Below are 20,713 nucleotides of genomic sequence, written 5' to 3' on the forward strand. Positions count from 1 at the left end.
GTTAATGGTCTAAATTAGGAGTAATTAAAAATGAAAAATGAAGTCACGATGAAAGATATTGCAAGGGAAGCAAATGTATCTGTTGCCACTGTTTCGCACGTTATTAACAATACAAAGCATATTTCAGAAGCTACACGAAACAGAGTACTAAAAGTTGTTAATAAGTATAATTACGTGCCTAACTCAGCGGCAAAGAACTTAAGACAGCAATCCACGAAAACGGCTGGCTTAGTTGTTTCGAGCTTCCCTGATTCCTTTGTTACAGAGATGATTTTTGGTATTGAAGAACGTGCAAAAGAAAAGGAGTATAACTTATTACTAGTTAATACAAATGAAGATAGCGGTTATGAGGAAAAAACGATTAATTTACTTCATTCCAAATTAGTAGATGGTATTATTCTCTCTCCAACTTCAGGTGACATCAATTATTTACGTAAATATATGGAGAATCACTTTCCGATTGTCATGGTGAATCGTTATGACCGAAGAATTACCAATATCCCTCGTGTAACGGGGGATAACTATCAATTAGGCTACGATGCAACCACACACCTTCTTAAACACGGACATAAAAAGATAGGATTTATATATTCTTTTAAAAATGTATCCACAACAGAAGATAGAATAAGAGGTTATCAAGATGCGTTAAATAGGTTCGAAATTCCGTTTGACGAAAACATAATCGTACAAGGATATGCAACTGTTGAAGGTGGAGAAGCTGCGGTAGAAGAATTATTAAAAAAAGAAAAAGATGTGACCGCCTTATTCGTACAAAATGATTTAATGTCTATTGGTGCTATCGGAAAGATTAAAGAATTAGGTTTAACCATACCGGATGATATTGCACTTATTGGTTTTGGGGAATTTTCAACATCCCATATTATCGACCCTCCCGTAACCAATATCGTTCTTCCACCAAAAACGATCGGAAAAACTGCATTTGATGTACTATTAAATAAAATAAACAACCCAAATTACATGAGCCATATCGAATTACCACCATCCATGAACATTCGTAAATCTTGTGGATGTTAAAAGGGATAAGGGGAATTTTTTTCTTTATCGAATTGTACGCCCCCCTTAGTGTTATCTTCAAGTAAATTGATTAACTTATATGTATTAAAATTATAAATATAGTATAACGTTATAATTTAATAGAAAATTTCAAATGCAGGTTAATAGTTTAACTAAATGTGATGATTATAACGGAAAAGTAAAATTAATTGCTCCAGTACCATCCGTTGATACTGGAGTATGTTCAAAAGAAACCATGCGTTTCAACAAAGAGGCGGATAAACTTTCAAATACGCAAGTACTATCCATTCCATTAGTGTGAACTTACTTTTGCACAAACACGGTGGTGTGCTGCAAATGGTATTAAAAATTTAGACGCTCTTTCTGATCACCGAGATTCTGATTTGGTAAAAGAAATATGGTGTACTAATTGAAGAGTTATGGCTTTTAACAAGAGCAAGTTTTGTTGTAGATTCAGACAATAAGGTAACTTACGTGGAATATGTAAATGACGTCATAACCATCCAGATTACGATAAAGATCTAGAAGCTGCGAAAAATTATAAATAAGTATAAGAAAGCTAAAATTTAGTTAAATTATTATACTAGAAAACTTGTATTCGTTATTAGATTGCCAACATCTCAGTTAATTTACAGGTAAGAAATTTTTATATTTTCCTCCCAAAAGTGTAAACCTTTTCCTAAACTCATTATAAACGAAAAACGACAAACTTACTTATTAAATTACAATTATTTAATTGTTTTTCGTTTGTTTCCCACTCGTTTTCTATTATACTAGTATATAGTAATACTATTAATTACTTTATTCGGAGGGAGTTTGACAATGTCAAATAATGTAGAACAGCTAGCAGTAAATACTATTCGTACTCTTGCAATTGATGCGATTGAAAAAGCTAATTCTGGTCACCCTGGTTTACCAATGGGGGCAGCACCAATGGCATATACACTTTGGACTGATTTCATGAATCACAATCCAAAACATTCTAAATGGTTCAACCGTGACCGTTTTGTACTTTCAGCAGGCCATGGTTCCATGCTTTTATATAGTTTACTTCACTTATCAGGATACGATTTATCCATGGATGATTTAAAATCATTCCGTCAATGGGATTCTAAAACTCCAGGACATCCAGAAGTAAACCATACAGATGGTGTGGAAGCTACAACTGGTCCACTTGGCCAAGGTATTGCAATGGCAGTTGGTATGGCGATGGCTGAAAGTCATTTAGCTGCCAAATATAATAAAGATGATTTAAATGTAGTTGACCACTATACTTACTCTCTTGTCGGTGACGGTGACTTAATGGAAGGTATCTCTCATGAAGCAGCTTCTCTAGCTGGTCACTTAGGCTTAGGAAAATTAATCGTTCTTTACGATTCGAATGATATTTCCTTAGATGGAGATTTAAATAAATCTTATTCTGACAATGCACAAGAACGTTTCAAAGCATATGGTTGGCAAGTTCTTTATGTAGAAGATGGAAATAACCTAGATGAAATCAGAAACGCAATCAAAGCAGCTCAAAACAATACAGAACAACCAACGTTTATTGAAATTAAAACAGTAATTGGTTACGGATCACCTAATAAATCCGCTAAATCTGATGCTCACGGTGCTCCGCTTGGTACAGATGAAGTGAAATTGACAAAGGAATTCTATAACTGGGAACATGAAGCTTTCCATGTACCGGAAGAAGTTTATGCTGATTTTTACGAAAAAGTTGTTAAAGACGGTGCGGAAAAAGAAGCACAATGGAATGAGCTATTTAATCAATATAAAGAAAAATACCCTGAACTTGCTAAAGAATTAGAAACAGCAATTAACAACAAACTTCCTGAGGGTTGGGAAAAAGCATTACCTCAATTCACTCCTGGTGAAGATACATTAGCAACTAGAGCATCTTCCGGAAAAGTGTTAAATGCTATTGCGGATGCTGTACCTAACTTCTTTGGTGGAAGTGCGGACTTAGCAGGTTCTAACAAAACCATGATGAATAAAGAAGAAGACTATTCTAAAGAAAATTACGCAGGACGTAATATTTGGTTTGGTGTTCGTGAACATGCGATGGGTGCTGCACTAAATGGTATGGCACTTCATGGTGGATTAAAAGTCTATGGTGGTACATTCTTCGTATTTAATGACTACCTACGTCCATCCATTCGTCTTGCATCGATTATGAATCAACCAGTTACGTATGTATTAACTCACGATTCTATCGCTGTTGGAGAAGATGGCCCAACTCACGAACCAATCGAACATTTAGCAGCATTACGTGCCATGCCTGGTCTTTCTATTATCCGTCCAGCAGATGCAAATGAAACTTCTGCAGCATGGAGATTAGCAGTAGAATCTACAGACACACCAACTGCACTTGTTCTAACTCGCCAAAACCTTCCAACATTAGAAGGTACTGGTTATGAAGGAGTACAAAAAGGTGGCTACGTATTAGTAGATTCTGAAAAAGAAACCCCAGATGCAATCCTTTTAGCAACAGGTTCTGAAGTACAATTAGCTGTACAAGCTCAATCTGAATTAAAAGCAAAAGGTATCGATGCACGTGTCGTAAGTATGCCATCATGGGATCGTTTCGAAGCACAAGACGAAGCATACAAAAAAGCTGTTCTTCCATCAGAAGTTAGAGCTCGCGTAGCTATTGAAATGGGTGCAACACTTGGATGGGAACGCTATGTAGGTCTAGACGGTAAAGTACTAGGAATCGATCGTTTCGGCGCATCCGCACCAGGAGACAAAGTGATTGAAGAATACGGATTTACAGTTGAAAATGTAGTGAAAACTGTGGAAGAAGTATTGGCATAATATTTATCCAAAAAATGCGAAGCCTTTTATAGGCTCCGCATTTTTTCTTAATCCTTTAAATCACAAATAATCCCCATCTATCTCGATAAACCAATACAAATAAGAAGAGGGTAGCTAAATTTCTAGCTACCCCATAACCGCTTTAGAGGAGGTAATAGTCTTTATTAAAGACATGAGGAAAGCTTTTAAAAAAGGTTTCTTCCATTAGAAAGACTTAGCAATACCAAGCTGCGCCAACGATGATTAGAAGGATAAACAGAACAACGATTAACGCAAAGCTGTTACCTCCGCCATATCCTGCTCCTGCTACTCCTCCACCGTATCCATATCCACCATATCCACAGTTACCAAATCCGAATCCCATAATAACACTCCTTACAAAAATTTTATTATTAATAACCAAATCCAACATATGCAGAACCTACAATAATTAACAAAATAAACAACACAACGATCAACGCAAAACCATCACCGTATCCTCTTCCATCACTCATTACAATACACCTCCTTAAGCCTTATATAGTCACTATATGCTAGGAGAATTCATGGCGACATGGATAAAATCCTAGTTTTTGGGTTTTTTTACGAGCTTGACAGAACATCCCTTATTTTAATGTGTATTCGGATGATCGACTAGAATTAAAATTCGCTTGTATAAATTAGATTAAAAGTTCAATTCAATAGCTTTCTTTATTCAACTTGGCGTAAGATTTGAAGAAACATGATTAAAAGGGACTGATATAAACACATCTGATTTTGATTCTTTAACTGTTTCAATAGTGAAGTTAAGAGGATACAAAGTATCAACGTCTCAAGCGATACAACTGTTATAAGCGCTAAAGTGTGAAAAACAGAGGATTCAAAAGTAATCTTAACTACGTGGAACACATCTTCAAAACTGATAGTGAGGAATCTATCCCACCTAAACCTTCTTGGGAAACAAAGAAGGTAGGTGGGAGATCAACTTCCTTAAAGGTCCGATAAATGCTTCCTAGTTCATTAAAAACGATATGCCCATTACGCTCGCATAAATGAAATGTCACCACGGCAAATGGTGTATTGTATATTCAACGCATCATCAACAAGTAAAATATCGGCATCTTTTCCTTCTTTGATACTTCCCTTTCGATCATATATACCGATTTGTTTTGCAGGATTGACGGAAGCCATTTGTACAACATCACCTAACGTTACACCATCCAATCCGAGCATCATTTGCACTCCTTTATCCATTTTTAAAATACTACCAGCAAGTGTACCATCCTCTAATACCGCACGATCTTCCGTAACTTTTACAGGTTGTCCACCAAGCTCATAATCACCCGCTGGTAAACCTTTTGCCCGCATCGCATCCGTAATTAAAATGAGTCGCTCACTACCGATATTACTATAAATCAGTTGTAGCATTTCTTTTACAACATGTACGCCATCAGAAATTAATTCCGCACGAAGATCGTCCAATTGGAATGCCGCACCAACCGCTCCAATGTCACGATGATGAATCCCGTTCATCGCATTACATAAATGAGTTAATTGGCTAACCCCTTCTCCAACTGCCTTTTTAATACCTTCAAATCCAACATCTGTGTGTCCAGCAGATACGTTAATACCATTTTTATTTAAATACCCAATAAATGTACCGTCCACATCATGCTCTGGTGCCATGGTAATCGTTCGAATGTTGTTCCCTGAAAGCTCCTGCCATTTTAAAAATTGATTCAAATTGGGCTCCATAATGTATTCAATAGGTTGCGCACCAGCTTTCGACTTTTCAACAAATGGTCCTTCCAAGTGGACACCAATCATTTCTGCGTGTTTGGCTTTATTTTTATATTTTGCAACGTTCTTTAAAGCTTTCTCGATATTTTCCGGAGACTGGGTGATGGTTGTTGCTAGAAAACTAGTTGTCCCTTCTTTCGGTAGCAAGTATGCCATCGCATCCAACGCTTCCTCTGTAGCATCCATCGTATCGGCACCGTTCGCACCATGTATGTGACCATCGATGAACCCTGGAATGGCGGTTAGATTGGCACCGTTCAATATTTCTACATTTTCAGGGAGATGATTCGGTTGCTCATTTTCCCTAAAAATTTTCTTAATCTTATCGTTTTCTATTAATATTCCCCCATTAGACAATTCCTCATCTTCCAAGAGAATATGGATGTTTTTAATATATATAGATGTATTCATAGCTCACTGTTCCTTTCACATTTAAGATGTTAAACCTATAGTTGTCTAGTCATTAATATATTTGTGTACACACAATCATTATTTTGATAAAATTAAAGAAAACCGTAGTGTCCTCGTTGGCAAAAATAAATGTTGAATATTACTCGCTGACAGCTGTGGCACTGAAAACGGGCAATGAAAGGGAATACACATGATTGACAAAAATTCTCCTATCCCTATTTATTATCAACTAGAAGAAGAGATAAAACGCATGATTCAAGATCAGTTGAAACCTGGTGATTTATTGCCTTCCGAACGTGAATATGCAGAAAAATATGACATAAGCAGAATGACCGTACGCCAAGCAATTACAAACCTTGTAAAAGAAGGGTTGATTTATCGTCAAAAAGGCCGAGGTACCTTTGTTGCAGAAAGAAAATTTGAACAGGACCTATCCGGACTGTCTAGCTTTAGTGAGGACATGAAGAACCGTGGATTGATTCCTTCTAATAAACTACTTAGTTTTCATGTCATTTCAGGTCATACTTGGATAAGTTCTATACTAAAAACTGAACCAACCGATGAGATCTATGAAGTCAAACGAATCCGAATGGCTAACGACGAACCACTTGCTTTAGAAACTATTTATACACCGAAACATTTAGTTGGTGAAATCAGTGACAAGGACCTTTTTATGTCATTCTACGATTACATTGAAAAAAAATTAAATTTAGAAATTGCTTATGGGAATCAAACGATTGAAGCATCCCTAGCTCACGAAGAAGAAACCCAGTATTTAAATATCAAAAAGGGAGATCCTGTTCTCGTCATGCACCGGACAAGCTTCTTGAAAAACGACCAAGAAACGCCAATTGAATATGTCAAATCCATTTACCGCTCCGATAAATATAAATTCAAAATGCAAATGAAACGGGATTAACAGCGCTGTTTGTTGATCCTGTTATTTCCCAAAATTTATTTTAACATTGCTTCGGTTTAGATTATAGACCAATAGAAAAAACCTTATCTCTCCATATTTCTCGTAGCTTTTATTTTTTAAGTTGGCGAATGCCTTAGTTGCACTTATGCAAATCTTTATGATGGGGCGAGTAATCGGAGCCCCAGACGGGAAAGATTTTTATACTTTCCTACCTGCTAAAAAAGGCCAATATCCTTCTTAAGAATACCAGCCTCCCCCATTTTTATTCATCTTTTTTTCTTAATTTGTGTACTTCATCAGCTACGGCTTGAACCTGTGTCCCTACAATAACTTGTATGCTATGTTTTCCAACGACATTTATTCCAGGTACACCGGTTGCTTTGATTTTCTTCTGATCCACTGCGTCCATGTCTTTTACCTCAAGACGTAATCGGGTCGCACAGTTATCAACGGATATTACATTCTCATCTCCGCCAAGCCCCTCATAAATTGCCTCTGCCATCATTGCATACTTATCTTTTCCAGTAGTATTCGGTGCAGTTTCTCCAACTAGCACTTCCTCCTCATCATCATCTTCACGACCAGGCGTTTTGAAATCAAATTTGATAATTAAAAAACGGAATAGGAAGTAGTAAATAACCGCAAACACAAGACCTAAAAGAATGAGCATATATGGATTATTCGCTAGTGGAAGTCGTGAACTTAATAAAAAGTCGATAAGACCAGCACTAAAGCTAAATCCTGCTGTCCAATGGAATGTTGCTGCGATGAACAACGATATACCTGTTAGCACTGCGTGTACCACGTAAAGCACTGGTGCTAAGAACATGAATGAAAATTCAAGCGGCTCCGTAACACCGGTAAGGAAAGATGCAAACGCTACTGCCATTAGTAAGGACGCAGCTTGTTTTTTCCTTTTCGATTTCGCTGTATGATACATGGCAAGTGCTGCCGCCGGAAGCCCAAACATCATGATTGGGAAGTAACCTGCTTGATATCTACCAGTAATACCTGGCGTTCCTTCTCCATTCCAGAAGTTACCGATATCATTAATACCCGCAACATCAAACCAGAACACGTTATTTAATGCGTGGTGTAAACCAGTCGGAATTAAAATACGGTTAAAGAATCCATACAGTCCAGCACCAATTGCCCCTAGACTACTAATTGCTTCCCCAAATGAAACCAATGCGGAATATACAGCTGGCCATACAAATAATAAGATCATGGAAACTACAAGCATGGTTGCTGCTGTTAAAATTGGTACCAATCGTTTTCCACTAAAGAATGCAAGTGCTTCAGGTAATTTCACATGACTAAAGCGGTTATATAGTGCAGCCGCAATCAGTCCAGAAATAATACCAATAAAAACATTATCAATATTTTCAAATGCCATATTGACACTTTCAACTTTAATTTGTAACAAGTTGGCTACATTATCTGTTGCTAAAACAGTTGTAACAACCAAATAACCAACCAGGCCACTAAGTGCTGCTGGACCATCTTTTGCCTTTGTCATCCCTATTGCGACACCGACGGCAAATAAAATCGGAATAAAGTTTAAAATTGCATTACCCGCGCTAATTAAAAATGCCGCAATGATACTCCCAGAACCCATACCTTCAGGGTCAATTGCATAACCAATCCCCACTAATACCGCAGCTGCAGGTAATACGGCAACAGGAAGCATTAATGACTTACCTAGATTTTGCAAGTATTTCATCATAGTAAAAACCTCCTATTTTTACTTGATAAACATTTAATAAATCGATCTCAATTCTCTTTTTAGAAAACTTGGCATTCGCCACTTTAGAACAAATATCTTCATTCCACTTATGCAAGAAAGAAACTCCTCCTAATTCTGTCGACAAGAACTAAAGCCCTTCTTTTTTTTATCAAAATTATAGCACGCCTTATATATAGTTGTCTATACCACTTTATGTGCTATTTGTTTAAAATCTAATTCGGTGGCTATATTTTTCCATTAATACGTGATTATGCTTATCAGCCCCGTCCACATTCCCACTTAAAAATACTGGCGGAGTTATTCCCTTTTCTACCATACGGGATATCGCTTCTGCCATCATCGCATTAAGAATAGACGCACCAACAGTGGTTGATCCTGGAGCAAAACCAACGGATACATTTTCATTCGTTAACAAGGCATCCCCCACTGGAATATGGTTATCAATTCCTACATCAACAACTTCATGTAAAAACTTCCCACTAACATGTCTTGATGTTTGCCCTTCTGCATAGACATGGGATGATAGGCCAATTACGAACGCTCCTTTTTCCTTGGATAAAAGAGCAGTTTCAATAGGAACAGGGTTTCTTCCAGAAGTGGATATCACAATCATCACGTCATTTTCACGAATATCTTGTTCTTCCATAAATGTCTTAGCATAGCCGCTCTTCCGCTCCAATTCCGATGAACAGATCGCGCCTTCATGTAGCATTAATGGCTCATGAAAAATTGGATGAATGGGGACAAGCCCTCCAGCCCGATAATAGACCTCTTCTGTTAATATATGTGAATGACCGGAATAGTTTTTTAAACAAAATTATCTTCCTTTCTTTACTCATCGTTTATCTAGATATGAAGACAATGTAATTGCTTACTTTTATAATAACAGCCTATTGTATATATGTCTATACCAGTTTATTGAACATAATATTAACTTTTTGCACCAACACAGAATAATTATCCAGTCCAACACTAAAAGAGCACCCATTTACATAGGCTGCTCTTTTCAAAATTACTTTATTTATTCTTCGTCTTAGATAATGCTGCTTCGTCTGCAATAACCGTGACATGATCGTGTTTTTGTAAGATAGATGCTGGCATTTGCTCATCTACATCGCCTTCGATTAATTGTGCAACTGCGTCGGCTTTGTTTTCACCGGAAATAAGTAATAATATCTCTTTACTTTGCATAATCGTTTTAGGCCCCATTGAAATAGCATGGGTTGGCACTTCATCCTTAGAAGCAAAAAATCTTGCATTCGCCTCACGAGTAGAATCCGTTAATTCCACAACATGCGTTGGTTTTGTAAATGGTGTTCCGGGTTCATTAAATCCAATATGACCATTCACTCCAATTCCCAATACTTGAACATCGATTCCACCTGCGTTACGGATCATTTGCTCATAATTTTCACATTCTTGATCCATGTCTTTTTCTAATCCACTTGGTATATGAACATTTTCTTTTGCAATATCAACATGATCAAATAATTTATCATTCATAAAGTAAACGTAGCTATTTGGATCTTCCTTACTTATTCCAACATATTCGTCTAAATTGAATGTCGTCGTATTTTTAAAGGAAACTTTGCCTTCTTTATTCTTTTTAATTAAACATTTGTATAAGCCTTCCGGAGTAGAACCAGTTGCAAGTCCTAATACGGGGTTTTCCAGTTTTTGCATTCTTTCTACGATTAATTCACATGCTTTTTCACTCATTGCTTGATAATCTTTCACTTGAATTATTTTCATCTTTATTCTCCTTTTTATGAAACGACTTTGCAAGAAATAGTATACTTAATAGGAAGCAGACCATCAAGAAGGAAAATGTCCGTATCTTACCTAATTTTCATAGTATCTTTACTTTCAAATTCACCAATTTATTTTTGATATCTGTAAAACGTTCCAGAGGTTTTACACAATAAATCTCCTTCTTCATTATGTACTTCACATTCCATGAAACATACTTTATACCCTTCTTTTGTATATCTTGCTGTGGCGGTAATATTCCCAGTAGATGCTGCTTTAAAATAAGAAGTCTTCAATTCTAGTGATACATACGGGGCGTCCTTTAGGCGAAAATTCAAATGCCCCATTGCTGTATCTGTCAAAAACGTGTAAACTCCCCCATGAACTATTCCGCTTGGGTTGAGCATCACTTCTGATATGGGGCACGTAATCGTACACGTTCTATTTTCATCATCATATTGAAAATCAAATTGAAAAAGTTTAAATAAAAAAATACTCTCTGGATTAAAATTTCTTTCATCGAAGGCCTTTTCAACTAACCCCATAAACTCCTTTTTTTCCATCATAAATCCCCTACCCCCTTGTCATCTTTCTCTTTTATCATATCATAATGAAAAGTCTTTTAGAGAGTGGGAAACCTAGATATTTGCCTTCTTTTTAGATTCCTATTCTAGTACTTTACATACAGGAAATTTGTCCGATATAAATAATATAATGCTTAACATTGTACTTCGTTATTTTTTATCCCACCTTTACGGGCAGTAAAACTTCCACCTAAAGCTTCTGAGGATACAAAGAAGGTAGGTGGGGGATCAACTACTCGTAAAGGTCTTATATAAGTGTGACTAACCATCCGTGTGGGGTGAAGGAAAACCCCCACGGATGGAAGTCTCCTTTATGAAAACTTGGTTTTTTCAAGCTTTTGGGCGAATGCCTTAGACACAAATATAAGATAAGAAAGGAGCCTTATCATTAATTACAGATAGTGCAGCATCAATAAAAAAGTACTTGAAAATTGAAATTACATATTAGCGAGGTGTATTCATCATGAAAAAGCTATTTAACTTTAAAAGTGTCCGAACAAAGATTATTTTCGGGTTCTCTATTGTTATCGTTCTTACACTACTATTAAGTGTTCTAACTATTAACTCTATGAATCAGTCCAATAAACAAGTAGAAAATTTAATCAATAACGAATTAGAACTATTAATTTTAGATGAACAATTAGCTAGTAATATGGCCAGCCGAACAGGATTGATTCGGGCATATTTATTATTTGACGAAAAAAGTTTTATGGACGAATTCCAAGCTGGGACCGTTCAAAGTCAGGATCTAGTAAAACAAGCTCGTGAAATTAGTGACTCCACAAAATTAGATGAATTAATTAATCAAAAAGTAGAATGGGAACAGTTAACGGATAAAGTTTTTTCAGAGTATAGTAAAGGGAATAAAGAAGAAGCTTTAGAAATTATGAAAACAACAGTGGGTCCACTTGGTAGAACATTAATTACCGAATTCGATGACCTAGCAAAAAATAGGGAAGCAAAAATTGAAAAGTTAGGTGACAATATTCAGGAAAATGGTAAACAAATTATCATAACTAGCATCATAACTTTTATTGTGGTACTTATTTTAGGGGTTATTACGGCATTTATTACGTCTAGATCAATTGTGAATCCTATTAAAACAGTAATGGAACAAATGCAAAAAATCACAAGTGGTAACTTAAATAATGATGAACTACATACCGATTCCAAAGATGAACTTGGACAACTTATTCACGCAACAAATGGAATGAATAATAGTATGCGCAACATTATGTTAACCATTAGTGAAGTTACCGCCACTGTCTCTGCCCATAGTGAAGAATTAACACAATCAGCTAATGAGGTACGTTCTGGAACGGAGCAAATTTCTACAACAATGGAAGAATTAGCTACCGGATCTGAATCACAGGCAAATATGACAACGGATCTATCGACCATGATGAAAGATTACACAGAAAAAATCGAACAAACAACAGAAAATACGGAACGAGCAACGAATGAATCCAATCAAGTACTTGTATTAGCAGATGAAGGAACTGAGTTAATGAATGCTTCTATGAAACAAATGGAAAACATTGATTCAATTGTTCAAGATTCAGTTGAGAAAGTTCAAGATCTTGATGAACAATCACGTGAAATATCCAAATTGGTTGTCGTTATTCAGGATATAGCAGACCAAACAAACTTACTAGCGTTAAATGCAGCAATCGAAGCGGCTCGTGCTGGTGAACAAGGTAGAGGTTTTGCAGTTGTGGCAGATGAAGTAAGAAAACTTGCAGAACAGGTCGGAAATTCCGTAACCGATATTTCAACTATTGTTGGTTCCATTCAGAACGAAATTAATCAAGTTACAAATTCCTTAAACGATGAATACAAAGAAGTGGAACTAGGTACAAATCAAATCCGCTTAACAAATGAGAAATTCAGCACGATCCAGCACTCTATTTCAGAAGCAGTTAATAGCATTAATTTTATTAATACGAACATGGCAGACATCGCGGCAAGTAGTCAAGAAATGAACAGTTCCATTTATGAAATCGCAGCTATTTCAGAACAATCCGCAGCTGGTATTGAGCAAACCTCTGCTTCTTCCCAACAAACAAGTAGTGCTATGGAAGAAGTTGCGGGGAGTGCAAATGAATTATCAAAACTTGCTGAGGAATTAAACGGATTGGTAAGTAATTTTAAATTGTAAGGTGGGGGATAGTTCTTTGAGGGGAACTATCCTTTTTATCTATTCTAAAAACAAGCGATGTAATAGAAAAATTCCAAGCTATGGTAAAAACAACAGAACCGGTTCGAATTTAGATTAGTTTGGAAATAATTCATCATGGATTATTTCTTTTTTAATTATCGATAATTTGTTCATAGATATTATTGATTATATCTCCCCTGCTAAGTACACCTACAACACGGCCAGCACCATTAACAACAGGAAGCTTTTTGAGACGATGTTTAGATAATAAGCGAATCGTCGTTTCAAATTCTTCGGTGGGAGATACATATATAAGATTTCGTTTCGTCATAATTTCCTTCACAGGTGTATTTAATTTTTCCCTTAATACATCTTCCATTTCCCCAACTTCTATAATATAAACAAGCCCGGCAATTCCCATAGGTGTGGGAGATAAATAACGTAATACATCTCCGTCAGATACCATTCCTAATAATTGATCTCTATCATCTACTACAGGCACACCACCAATTCGATTGGTTTTAAGTATATTTAGTAAGTCCTTTACCGTATTGGATGGTTTTATTGTATAAACTTTCGTAATCATAAAATCTCTTACATTCATTGTCGACACCTCTCTGTTGTATAGCCGCACGCAGCTTTTGTAGGTTTATTTTATCATAACTTTAATTTCCAAGTATTTTTAAATTTGACTAATACATATCTTTTGTACCGTAAGCCGAGGTTTTTCATTACTTCCGCTGATGCTTTTGAATTTAAATCATTCTCTTCAAACAGTTTCTTAATAATGTTCTAATAGTTCTTCTACCAGTTACCTACATTCATACCATTATCGTATTAACATTGAAGTTTAGATGTTTTATCTATTCTATATTTTATTGTTTTTCTTTATTTGATCTACCTATACAAGCTTTCAAATTTTTCATACGCTGTAGTAAATATAATGAAAGGAGGAGGAATAAACTTGTCAACTTGTCAAAGACTTGCGGATATAATCGGTGGTGAAGTTATTCAATCGACTCCTGTTTGTGTCATCATGCGACTTCGAAATATTCGAGCAACTATTTTAGGCCGCCGCACTCGTTCTCCATTGGCACTTCCGTTTATGTTATCCTTTGAAAATAATGGTCTTAACCTAGGTGAAAGTGTACTTCTTCAAAGAGAAGTTAATCCAATGCTTGATGCATTACGAAAAAGAGGACTTATCGTAACAGCCTTTCATAACCACTGGCTGTTTGACGAACCACGGTTAATGTATATGCATTGAGAGAATGTTGGAATGGATCCGTTTGAGTTTGCTAGAAGAAGTTTTGGGGCAGCAAAAGAAGCAGGTCTTTTCTAAGGCGAGCCATATGTTTTTTTGACCCTTTATTAGGGTCTTTTTTCATATTCTTTTTATATGGGGCGATGCTTCATATACATCAACCCCATCAACTTTTTCATTTAATTTGGCTCTACGTGAACATGAACGCTGTATACTCCGTAATCTTTAATCATAATTTCCTCTACATAGGTTGAAATCTCATGAGCTTCATTTATATCTAACCTAGAATTAACAAGGATGACAACATCTATCACTTCATTATTTCCATAGTTTCTTCCTTTAATTTCTTTTACACCTTTAACTCCATCCACATTGGTAATTACATCGTGATATAGTTGAATTTTATTTTCATTAAATCCATCTGATAGATCATGGGAAGCTTGTCTAAATATATCCCAAGCTGTTTTACATATTAGTAATCAAAACCATTATAGCTGCAAAAGTATCTAGCCAAGGCATGTTTAATTGGGAACCAAATATTCCTATCGCTGTTCCAATACTAACCCAAGCATCTGAAATGTTATCTTTAGAAGCTGCCATAACCGCCTTGCTATTAATCTTGGTTGCAAGCTTTTTATTATAACGGTAAACAAAATACATAGCTATTGCAGAAAACACAGCCACATATGCCGCCATTATGTCAGGTGACTCTTTCCCACCTTCAACCATGGATGTTATAGCATCTATCAACACCTGTATACCAACAACAACCATAATAAAAGAGGCTATCATGGAGGCAATTGTTTCGCTTTTCCAATGACCATAGCCATGATCTTTATCAGGAGGCCTTTGTGCTAACCTTAATCCAACCAGTACGGCAATTGATGCAATAATATCAGTTGTATTGTTCAATCCGTCTGCTTTTAAGGCTGCGGAGTCACTCATATATCCTACAATTAGCTTTATAATAGATAGACAAATATAGGCTAATATACTAATGGTTGCACCACGTTCACCTAATTTTAGGTCTTTATATTTTTGTTCTTCCATTCTTCTTCTCCTAACAAAGTATGTAAATAGAATATCAACTTAAAAGTTGGTGTGTCTATAGCAACCTTTTTGTATACTTCTACAAAAGTAAGAGATGAGAATATATATTGCATGAGGTAAACAATCAATCGTAATTAGGCGTGTAAACTCCCATCGTCTTGAAAACTTGACCATTCACGAACATTATTACCCGAAGACAAAATTGCTAATTGCACATTGAAGGGTAGTGAGGTTACAAAGTTCAACAATCATGGTAAAATCTTTAGACGTTCACAAAAATACACACGCTATTTATAATATAAAATAGCGTGTGCGTAATGTTATTTGCTATTATTAGGAATTTCCCTTGTTTTCTACTCATTTTAAATGGGGTAAATCAAAGATCAAAGATAATACCCATAAGTGAATAGATAATAACAGTTGAAAAAAGAATGGTCATATAGATTAAGGAATAAATAAACATGGATTTTGCCCATTTTTCCGAATCCATCCTCTTAGAACCAACCATACTTAAAACAAGCCAAATAATACCTAAAAGAAGTGCCACTAACATTAATCCGATACTTAACGAACCAAAGAGAAAACTGATTGCAATTAATACAATTAAGTAAATATTCGTTTGTACATACGTCCGCTTAATCCCTTTTACTACGGGCAACATCGGTACTTTTGCTGCCTTATATTCATCGTGTCTCCTAATAGCTATAGCGTAAAAATGCGGCATTTGCCAAATAATTGTGATGACAAACAGTCCAAGGATGGCAGGATGTGTGATGTCTGGATAAATAGCAGCCCATCCAATGAGAGGTGGCATTGCTCCAGAAATACTTCCTATCTCCGTGTTGTAAACTGTTCTTCTCTTACTCCACATCGTATATGGGACAATATAAAAGAATAATCCTAGGAAACCTAGAAATGCTGCTAATGGAGTGGTTAATGCTAGAGATATGATTCCAAAAATAGACATGAAGATACCAAGCCATAGTACTGTACTAGGTTTTATTTCTTCTGTTACTGTTGGTCTGCTTTGGGTTCTTTGCATGATTGAATCGATGTCTCGATCATATAAATTATTAAAAGCTCCTGCCGCTCCAATGACCAAAATAGTACCAATAAAAGCAAATATAATTTCAGGCCATTTCTCAAAAATACTAATTTGATACGTGTATAACGACAATGTTAACCCTGCAAACATAGGGATTAGATTTGATTTAATGATCCCGGTTTTAATGGTTTGAGCCAAGATTTTTGACAAAGGTAGGTTTTCTACCTCCCCCATTTATGTTCACTTCCTTTTTCTTGATAAGTTATGATTTTTTACTTCGAGTGCTTGTTCAAAAAGGAGGATGAAGTCGAAGTGACATTTTCACCGGACTTTTTGAACAACCTCTTCCATAAAGATATGTTGATAATACTAAACAGACTTAAATATACCATATAGTATTTGTTAAAGTCATTGTTTTTCCACTTTGATTACAGTTATGTCGTATCCTATCTTCACACTTTTTTCACTATTTCTTTTTGGTTAGCTCTCGCAAATATGTAACTTTTCCTATATTATTTTAAGGGGAGAGCCATGGGAACAGGCCCCGTTTCCTAATAATTAATGATGAAGCGGGACAAGAGACCTGTCCTTCTGTCTCTAGTAAACAGCTTACTATAATGGAGTGACCTATGTTGAGTACAAATAAAGCGTTATCTATCTTGTTTGCCGTCATGTTTCTCGTGATGGTTGGTTTCGGAATTATTATCCCTGTCATCCCCTTCTATGCGGAGGAACTGGGTGCTTCGCCAACCGAATTAGGGCTATTGATGGCAGTTTATTCATTAATGCAATTGATTTTCGCACCGATGTGGGGAAGAGTTTCTGACCGAATTGGGCGTAAACCTGTTATTATGATTGGAACATTAGGACTAGCACTTTCCTTTTTCTTAACGGCCATTTCCACACAATTATGGATGCTATTCGCAGCAAGAATTATTGGTGGGGTTTTATCTTCTGCCAATATGCCGACAGTTATGGCATATGCAGCAGATATCACATCAGAAGAAGATCGAGGAAAAGGCATGGGAATTGTAGGTGCTGCAATCGGACTAGGATTTATATTTGGTCCTGCAATCGGCGGCATTTTCTCAAAATCAAGCTTAAGTACACCTTTTTTCTTGGCGGGAATCTTTTCTCTTTTTACCTTTTTCATGGTAATGTTCATTTTAAAAGAATCCTTATCTGTAGAAAACAGAAGAAAAAAATCCCCAGGAAAATCTGGAGGATTATGGATAACGTTAAATGGCCCAACGTCTATCATGTATTTCTTATCATTCTTCGTTACCCTTTCTTTAGCTGGGTTAGAAGCAACTTTTGCCTACTTCGCTGCGGAAAAGGCGGATTTAGGAACAACCGAATTAGGTTACATCTTCATGATCATGGGACTTGGTAGCGCCATCGTACAAGGTGGTATGGTTGGTAAATTAATTAAACGATTTGGTGAAGGCTTTGTCATCCAAATTGGAATTTTTGTTTCTGCAGTTGGCTTTCTACTAATTCTATTCACGGAAAGCTTTACGACAGCAGCTATCTTTTTAACCATCTTTGGTTTAGGTAATGGAGTTATCCGGCCAGCTGTCTCCTCTATACTTACGAAGCGTTCTAGGACTGGACACGGTGGTGTAACAGGGATGATCTCCTCCTTTGATTCACTTGGAAGAATTATCGGCCCACCATTAGGAGGTTGGCTATATTCTATTTCTATTGGATTACCGTATGTTTCAGGTATTATGCTATCGATTATTGCGTTTGTGCTATTTCGAATATTTTCAGCCTCACAGTCAAAAGGGATTAGTCGCGGGTATTAGGGGTTAAATCTTGTTGTGGTATGATGATGAATATCGGGATTTGGGTGTCGGATATCAGCATTCGCGAGCAGTTTATCAGTACTTACTCTCGGATATCAGCATTTGCGAGCAGTTTATCAGTAATTGCTCTCGGATATCAGCATTCATACACAGAACTCGAAGAAAATTTTAATAAAAACAACAATATTCGGAGGAAATATCATGAATAAATGGTTTATAACTTTTACGATTGGCATTTTAACTATATTGCTTTATCTAGATCTTCATTTCCAAGGTCAGGTTTATAAACGTTTGCCAGAAAAATGGAAACAACGCTTATCTAGTTTGGTTTGAGGGTAAAAGGAGGAGCCCGCTTACATAGGATTCCCCCTTACTCCTCTTACTTATTTTTCTTCAACTCTTTTTTATATTGCTCCCGGACCATTTCTGCAATTTCGTCAGCGGACATTGATTCCATATCGTTTTGATAACTTAATTTCTCACAAACCTTGATATAAGCAAATGCTAAACTTGTTGTTATCGTCGAGGCAACCGCTCCGTTAATGATCCCGCCTGCAACTGTACCAACTCCCGGAATGAACTTAAGCAGTTGTCCAACCATTGCTCTTCCTGTTAGAGTCGCGGCACTTGTCCCAGCCAAAGCTGAAACAATCGTCTGGATCAAAGCACGTGACCGAGAAAAGCCGAAAATATTGGTGATTTTTGTAATTAAGGTTATCTGTATCCCAGATAAAACTACAGCATCGGAAAACGGAATTGGGGCAAACCCGGCTCCAAACGAACTAGCGATGAAACCGGTCGACCACTTTTTTGCTTCTTTTACCTTTAAATCAATATTTGTTTTTTGCGCATTAACAAAGGCTCTTTTCGTTGCCTCTGGTAAAGCATCAAAAGTGGCATCGACAAGATTATTTAATCCATAGGCAGGTATTTCTATATTATTGATAATCCTTTTAGGAGCGGCTAGTAAGCGAACCATATTTTTTACCGGTAATTCTAATTTCTCTAATTGTTCATAAAAAGATGTATCATCACTAAAGCATTGCGTTAATACAAGAATTACAGGCATTTTTTTAGAGAACAACCGGATCCATTCGATTTCTTCTTGCTCAATCCGATACGATTCATAAGAGATACAATACCACATGAGATGAATATGCTCATTAATATCTTTATTCTTTTCCCGCTTCATAATTTCGTCTAAAATTTCATTTTGTACTTCTTCTCTTGCAATTTCCGTTAGCTCTAGCCCTTTCGTATCAAATAAAGTGACAGGAACCGAGTCTTTAGAAATTCTTTGTAAATGCTGGGTAATGGGCTTGCCAGTACCTGTTTGCACCATCTTCTCGCGAAAAATAGCATTAATAAGTGTACTTTTGCCAACACCCGTTTTTCCTGCAATCATAATGTTTGGCTTTACCATACTGTCATAGTCCGATTCCAGCTCTTTTATAATATCTTTCATGTTAAGATCCATACCTGATGTTTTCTTCATTTTCTTCTCCCCTTAAAATACCTTTTCATTACTGACAAGACTTTTTGTTTTATTATACCCCAACATCCATGACCGCTACTCTTCTATTATTATGTTTAAAGATAAAAAAGCTGGGTATATTAACTAACACAAAATTAAATTTTACTGAAAAGGATGTTGACATAATGGGATTTATTTGGAGTTTAATAGTAGGAGGAATTCTTGGTTGGATTGCAGGTCTAATTATGGGCAAGGACATACCCGGTGGAATTATTGGTAATATAATTGCTGGTTTTGTTGGTGCATGGCTAGGTTCTCTCATACTTGGAGATTGGGGACCTGAAATAGGAAACTTTCGTATAATACCTGCACTAATTGGTGCAATTATCCTTATTTTCATTGTGAGCCTTATTATGAAGGCTGCTAGGAAATGATTTAAATCATAACCACCCAGCCAGCGTCTAAAGACGCTGGCTTTAAAATAGTATTCAAGCCTCATTTTTACAACCCCTAAAGGTGTGTTAGTATTTCTGGCCACCCTTAAAAAGGTCTTCGCATTCTCTGATATTTAATTTATCCAGTGCCATATAATGTTTTTCTTGTACCTGTATATATTTTTTTATCGTTGCTTCTTTAAGCCCAACTAACGCTCACATAATATCCTTATGCCTAAAGTGTCAATTTCCAAACTTATATTTTAATTTGCATGTTTATCCAACATCATAACTCACTTTTCCTATTCAATCCCGTAAACCTTGATACAGTTACCCCTCCAGTGGAATGCTTACCAGCTTATGAACATGTTCTGGCATGAGGTGTCCCTCGATTATTTCTATTCCTATGTATTTACACAAGGTTCGCAGGTGGTTTTCT

Annotated in this window: 19 protein-coding genes and 4 pseudogenes; 10 read left to right on the forward strand and 13 right to left on the reverse strand. The window is 36.4% G+C overall.

The genetic code is table 11. The annotated features are described in order from the left end of the window. Window positions 1-30: 30 nt before the first annotated feature. The 3 genes from MHI02_RS15790 (at window position 31) to tkt (ending at window position 3,852) form a co-directional block, all read left to right on the forward strand. Window positions 31-1,035 carry a LacI family DNA-binding transcriptional regulator gene (locus MHI02_RS15790; protein ID WP_047184139.1) on the forward strand — a complete coding sequence of 335 codons (1,005 nt, stop codon included), beginning with the start codon at window positions 31-33 and terminating at the stop codon, window positions 1,033-1,035. A 133-nt stretch (window positions 1,036-1,168) separates the two neighbouring features. Continuing rightward, window positions 1,169-1,336 (forward strand): hypothetical protein, encoded by a 168-nt coding sequence (locus MHI02_RS15795; protein ID WP_157851563.1) that lies wholly within the window; start codon window positions 1,169-1,171, stop codon window positions 1,334-1,336. 521 nt (window positions 1,337-1,857) lie between these two features. Beyond that, the gene (gene tkt / locus MHI02_RS15800; RefSeq protein WP_341166050.1) at window positions 1,858-3,852 is read left to right on the forward strand and encodes a transketolase; all 1,995 of its coding nucleotides are present in this window, start codon (window positions 1,858-1,860) and stop codon (window positions 3,850-3,852) included. A gap of 214 nt (window positions 3,853-4,066) precedes the next feature. On the opposite strand, the gene MHI02_RS15805 is transcribed toward tkt, so the two are convergent. Further along, window positions 4,067-4,216 carry a YjcZ family sporulation protein gene (locus tag MHI02_RS15805; RefSeq protein ID WP_083452649.1) on the reverse strand — a complete coding sequence of 50 codons (150 nt, stop codon included), beginning with the start codon at window positions 4,214-4,216 and terminating at the stop codon, window positions 4,067-4,069. Between the two features lie 28 nt (window positions 4,217-4,244). Beyond that, window positions 4,245-4,346, reverse strand: coding sequence for a YjcZ family sporulation protein (locus tag MHI02_RS15810; protein WP_083452650.1), 102 nt, complete (start codon window positions 4,344-4,346; stop codon window positions 4,245-4,247). Between the two features lie 231 nt (window positions 4,347-4,577). Between MHI02_RS15810 and MHI02_RS15815 the strand changes: the two are divergent. After that, window positions 4,578-4,685, forward strand: a pseudogene (locus MHI02_RS15815) (pentapeptide repeat-containing protein); the annotation flags it as partial. Between the two features lie 184 nt (window positions 4,686-4,869). Here the strand turns inward: MHI02_RS15815 and nagA are convergent. Then, the gene (gene nagA, locus MHI02_RS15820; RefSeq protein ID WP_060669252.1) at window positions 4,870-6,042 is read right to left on the reverse strand and encodes an N-acetylglucosamine-6-phosphate deacetylase; all 1,173 of its coding nucleotides are present in this window, start codon (window positions 6,040-6,042) and stop codon (window positions 4,870-4,872) included. Between the two features lie 190 nt (window positions 6,043-6,232). On the opposite strand from nagA, the gene MHI02_RS15825 reads away from it, so the two are divergent. Beyond that, complete coding sequence (locus MHI02_RS15825; protein ID WP_047184142.1) at window positions 6,233-6,961, forward strand: GntR family transcriptional regulator; 729 nt, start codon at window positions 6,233-6,235, stop codon at window positions 6,959-6,961. A 262-nt stretch (window positions 6,962-7,223) separates the two neighbouring features. On the opposite strand, the gene nagE is transcribed toward MHI02_RS15825, so the two are convergent. From nagE to MHI02_RS15850, 5 genes and pseudogenes are all read right to left on the reverse strand, one after another. Further along, complete coding sequence (gene nagE, locus MHI02_RS15830) at window positions 7,224-8,687, reverse strand: N-acetylglucosamine-specific PTS transporter subunit IIBC (RefSeq protein ID WP_204797870.1); 1,464 nt, start codon at window positions 8,685-8,687, stop codon at window positions 7,224-7,226. Then, on the reverse strand, window positions 8,659-8,802 hold the full coding sequence (locus MHI02_RS15835; protein WP_204797871.1) for a hypothetical protein: 144 nt from the start codon (window positions 8,800-8,802) through the stop codon (window positions 8,659-8,661). The genes nagE and MHI02_RS15835 overlap by 29 nt, the downstream gene beginning before the upstream one ends. Window positions 8,803-8,913: 111 nt before the next feature. Beyond that, a pseudogene (locus tag MHI02_RS15840) lies at window positions 8,914-9,504 on the reverse strand (SIS domain-containing protein); the annotation flags it as partial. Between the two features lie 221 nt (window positions 9,505-9,725). Next, on the reverse strand, window positions 9,726-10,460 hold the full coding sequence (gene nagB, locus MHI02_RS15845) for a glucosamine-6-phosphate deaminase (RefSeq protein WP_060669254.1): 735 nt from the start codon (window positions 10,458-10,460) through the stop codon (window positions 9,726-9,728). A 128-nt stretch (window positions 10,461-10,588) separates the two neighbouring features. Then, complete coding sequence (locus tag MHI02_RS15850) at window positions 10,589-11,023, reverse strand: PaaI family thioesterase (RefSeq protein ID WP_052771634.1); 435 nt, start codon at window positions 11,021-11,023, stop codon at window positions 10,589-10,591. Between the two features lie 481 nt (window positions 11,024-11,504). On the opposite strand from MHI02_RS15850, the gene MHI02_RS15855 reads away from it, so the two are divergent. Then, window positions 11,505-13,199 carry a methyl-accepting chemotaxis protein gene (locus MHI02_RS15855; RefSeq protein ID WP_204797872.1) on the forward strand — a complete coding sequence of 565 codons (1,695 nt, stop codon included), beginning with the start codon at window positions 11,505-11,507 and terminating at the stop codon, window positions 13,197-13,199. A 151-nt stretch (window positions 13,200-13,350) separates the two neighbouring features. Here MHI02_RS15855 and MHI02_RS15860 read toward each other — a convergent pair whose 3' ends face one another. Next, complete coding sequence (locus tag MHI02_RS15860; RefSeq protein WP_047184148.1) at window positions 13,351-13,803, reverse strand: CBS domain-containing protein; 453 nt, start codon at window positions 13,801-13,803, stop codon at window positions 13,351-13,353. A gap of 360 nt (window positions 13,804-14,163) precedes the next feature. On the opposite strand from MHI02_RS15860, the gene MHI02_RS15865 reads away from it, so the two are divergent. Then, the gene (locus tag MHI02_RS15865) at window positions 14,164-14,466 is read left to right on the forward strand and encodes a DUF1259 domain-containing protein (protein WP_341166051.1); all 303 of its coding nucleotides are present in this window, start codon (window positions 14,164-14,166) and stop codon (window positions 14,464-14,466) included. 176 nt (window positions 14,467-14,642) lie between these two features. Here the strand turns inward: MHI02_RS15865 and MHI02_RS15870 are convergent. Next, window positions 14,643-15,513 (reverse strand): annotated as a pseudogene (locus MHI02_RS15870) (cation diffusion facilitator family transporter). Window positions 15,514-15,889: 376 nt separating this feature from the next. Next, window positions 15,890-16,792, reverse strand: a complete 903-nt coding sequence (gene cyoE, locus MHI02_RS15875) for a heme o synthase (protein WP_204797875.1) — start codon at window positions 16,790-16,792, stop codon at window positions 15,890-15,892. Window positions 16,793-17,190: 398 nt separating this feature from the next. Between cyoE and MHI02_RS15880 the strand changes: the two genes are divergently transcribed. After that, a complete protein-coding gene (locus tag MHI02_RS15880) occupies window positions 17,191-18,366 on the forward strand; it encodes an MFS transporter (RefSeq protein WP_047184152.1) in 1,176 nt (391 codons plus the stop codon). 201 nt (window positions 18,367-18,567) lie between these two features. After that, window positions 18,568-18,699 carry a hypothetical protein gene (locus tag MHI02_RS15885; RefSeq protein ID WP_255449086.1) on the forward strand — a complete coding sequence of 44 codons (132 nt, stop codon included), beginning with the start codon at window positions 18,568-18,570 and terminating at the stop codon, window positions 18,697-18,699. Between the two features lie 46 nt (window positions 18,700-18,745). Here the strand turns inward: MHI02_RS15885 and MHI02_RS15890 are convergent, their stop codons facing one another. Further along, window positions 18,746-19,861 carry a YcjF family protein gene (locus MHI02_RS15890; RefSeq protein WP_204797877.1) on the reverse strand — a complete coding sequence of 372 codons (1,116 nt, stop codon included), beginning with the start codon at window positions 19,859-19,861 and terminating at the stop codon, window positions 18,746-18,748. Window positions 19,862-20,025: 164 nt separating this feature from the next. Here MHI02_RS15890 and MHI02_RS15895 point away from each other — a divergent pair, with 164 nt between their 5' ends. Then, window positions 20,026-20,274 (forward strand): GlsB/YeaQ/YmgE family stress response membrane protein, encoded by a 249-nt coding sequence (locus MHI02_RS15895; RefSeq protein ID WP_047184153.1) that lies wholly within the window; start codon window positions 20,026-20,028, stop codon window positions 20,272-20,274. Window positions 20,275-20,361: 87 nt separating this feature from the next. On the opposite strand, the pseudogene MHI02_RS18595 reads toward MHI02_RS15895, so the two are convergent. After that, window positions 20,362-20,706: pseudogene (locus tag MHI02_RS18595) on the reverse strand (transposase); the annotation flags it as partial. Window positions 20,707-20,713: the final 7 nt, after the last annotated feature.

Source organism: Oceanobacillus sp. FSL K6-0118, assembly GCF_038006665.1.
GTDB lineage: Bacteria > Bacillota > Bacilli > Bacillales > Amphibacillaceae > Oceanobacillus > Oceanobacillus caeni.

Bases quoted from the DNA above. Each gene is read 5' to 3' on its own strand.
- MHI02_RS15850 (WP_052771634.1), bottom strand. From the start codon at position 11,023: ATGATGGAAAAAAAGGAGTTTATGGGGTTAGTTGAAAAGGCCTTCGAT.
- MHI02_RS15790 (WP_047184139.1), top strand. From the start codon at position 31: ATGAAAAATGAAGTCACGATGAAAGATATTGCAAGGGAAGCAAATGTA.
- MHI02_RS15810 (WP_083452650.1), bottom strand. From the start codon at position 4,346: ATGAGTGATGGAAGAGGATACGGTGATGGTTTTGCGTTGATCGTTGTG.
- MHI02_RS15805 (WP_083452649.1), bottom strand. From the start codon at position 4,216: ATGGGATTCGGATTTGGTAACTGTGGATATGGTGGATATGGATACGGT.
- nagB (WP_060669254.1), bottom strand. From the start codon at position 10,460: ATGAAAATAATTCAAGTGAAAGATTATCAAGCAATGAGTGAAAAAGCA.
- MHI02_RS15860 (WP_047184148.1), bottom strand. From the start codon at position 13,803: ATGAATGTAAGAGATTTTATGATTACGAAAGTTTATACAATAAAACCA.
- MHI02_RS15825 (WP_047184142.1), top strand. From the start codon at position 6,233: ATGATTGACAAAAATTCTCCTATCCCTATTTATTATCAACTAGAAGAA.
- MHI02_RS15895 (WP_047184153.1), top strand. From the start codon at position 20,026: ATGGGATTTATTTGGAGTTTAATAGTAGGAGGAATTCTTGGTTGGATT.
- nagA (WP_060669252.1), bottom strand. From the start codon at position 6,042: ATGAATACATCTATATATATTAAAAACATCCATATTCTCTTGGAAGAT.
- tkt (WP_341166050.1), top strand. From the start codon at position 1,858: ATGTCAAATAATGTAGAACAGCTAGCAGTAAATACTATTCGTACTCTT.
- MHI02_RS15855 (WP_204797872.1), top strand. From the start codon at position 11,505: ATGAAAAAGCTATTTAACTTTAAAAGTGTCCGAACAAAGATTATTTTC.
- nagE (WP_204797870.1), bottom strand. From the start codon at position 8,687: ATGATGAAATACTTGCAAAATCTAGGTAAGTCATTAATGCTTCCTGTT.
- cyoE (WP_204797875.1), bottom strand. From the start codon at position 16,792: ATGGGGGAGGTAGAAAACCTACCTTTGTCAAAAATCTTGGCTCAAACC.
- MHI02_RS15795 (WP_157851563.1), top strand. From the start codon at position 1,169: ATGCAGGTTAATAGTTTAACTAAATGTGATGATTATAACGGAAAAGTA.
- MHI02_RS15885 (WP_255449086.1), top strand. From the start codon at position 18,568: ATGAATAAATGGTTTATAACTTTTACGATTGGCATTTTAACTATATTG.
- MHI02_RS15890 (WP_204797877.1), bottom strand. From the start codon at position 19,861: ATGAAGAAAACATCAGGTATGGATCTTAACATGAAAGATATTATAAAA.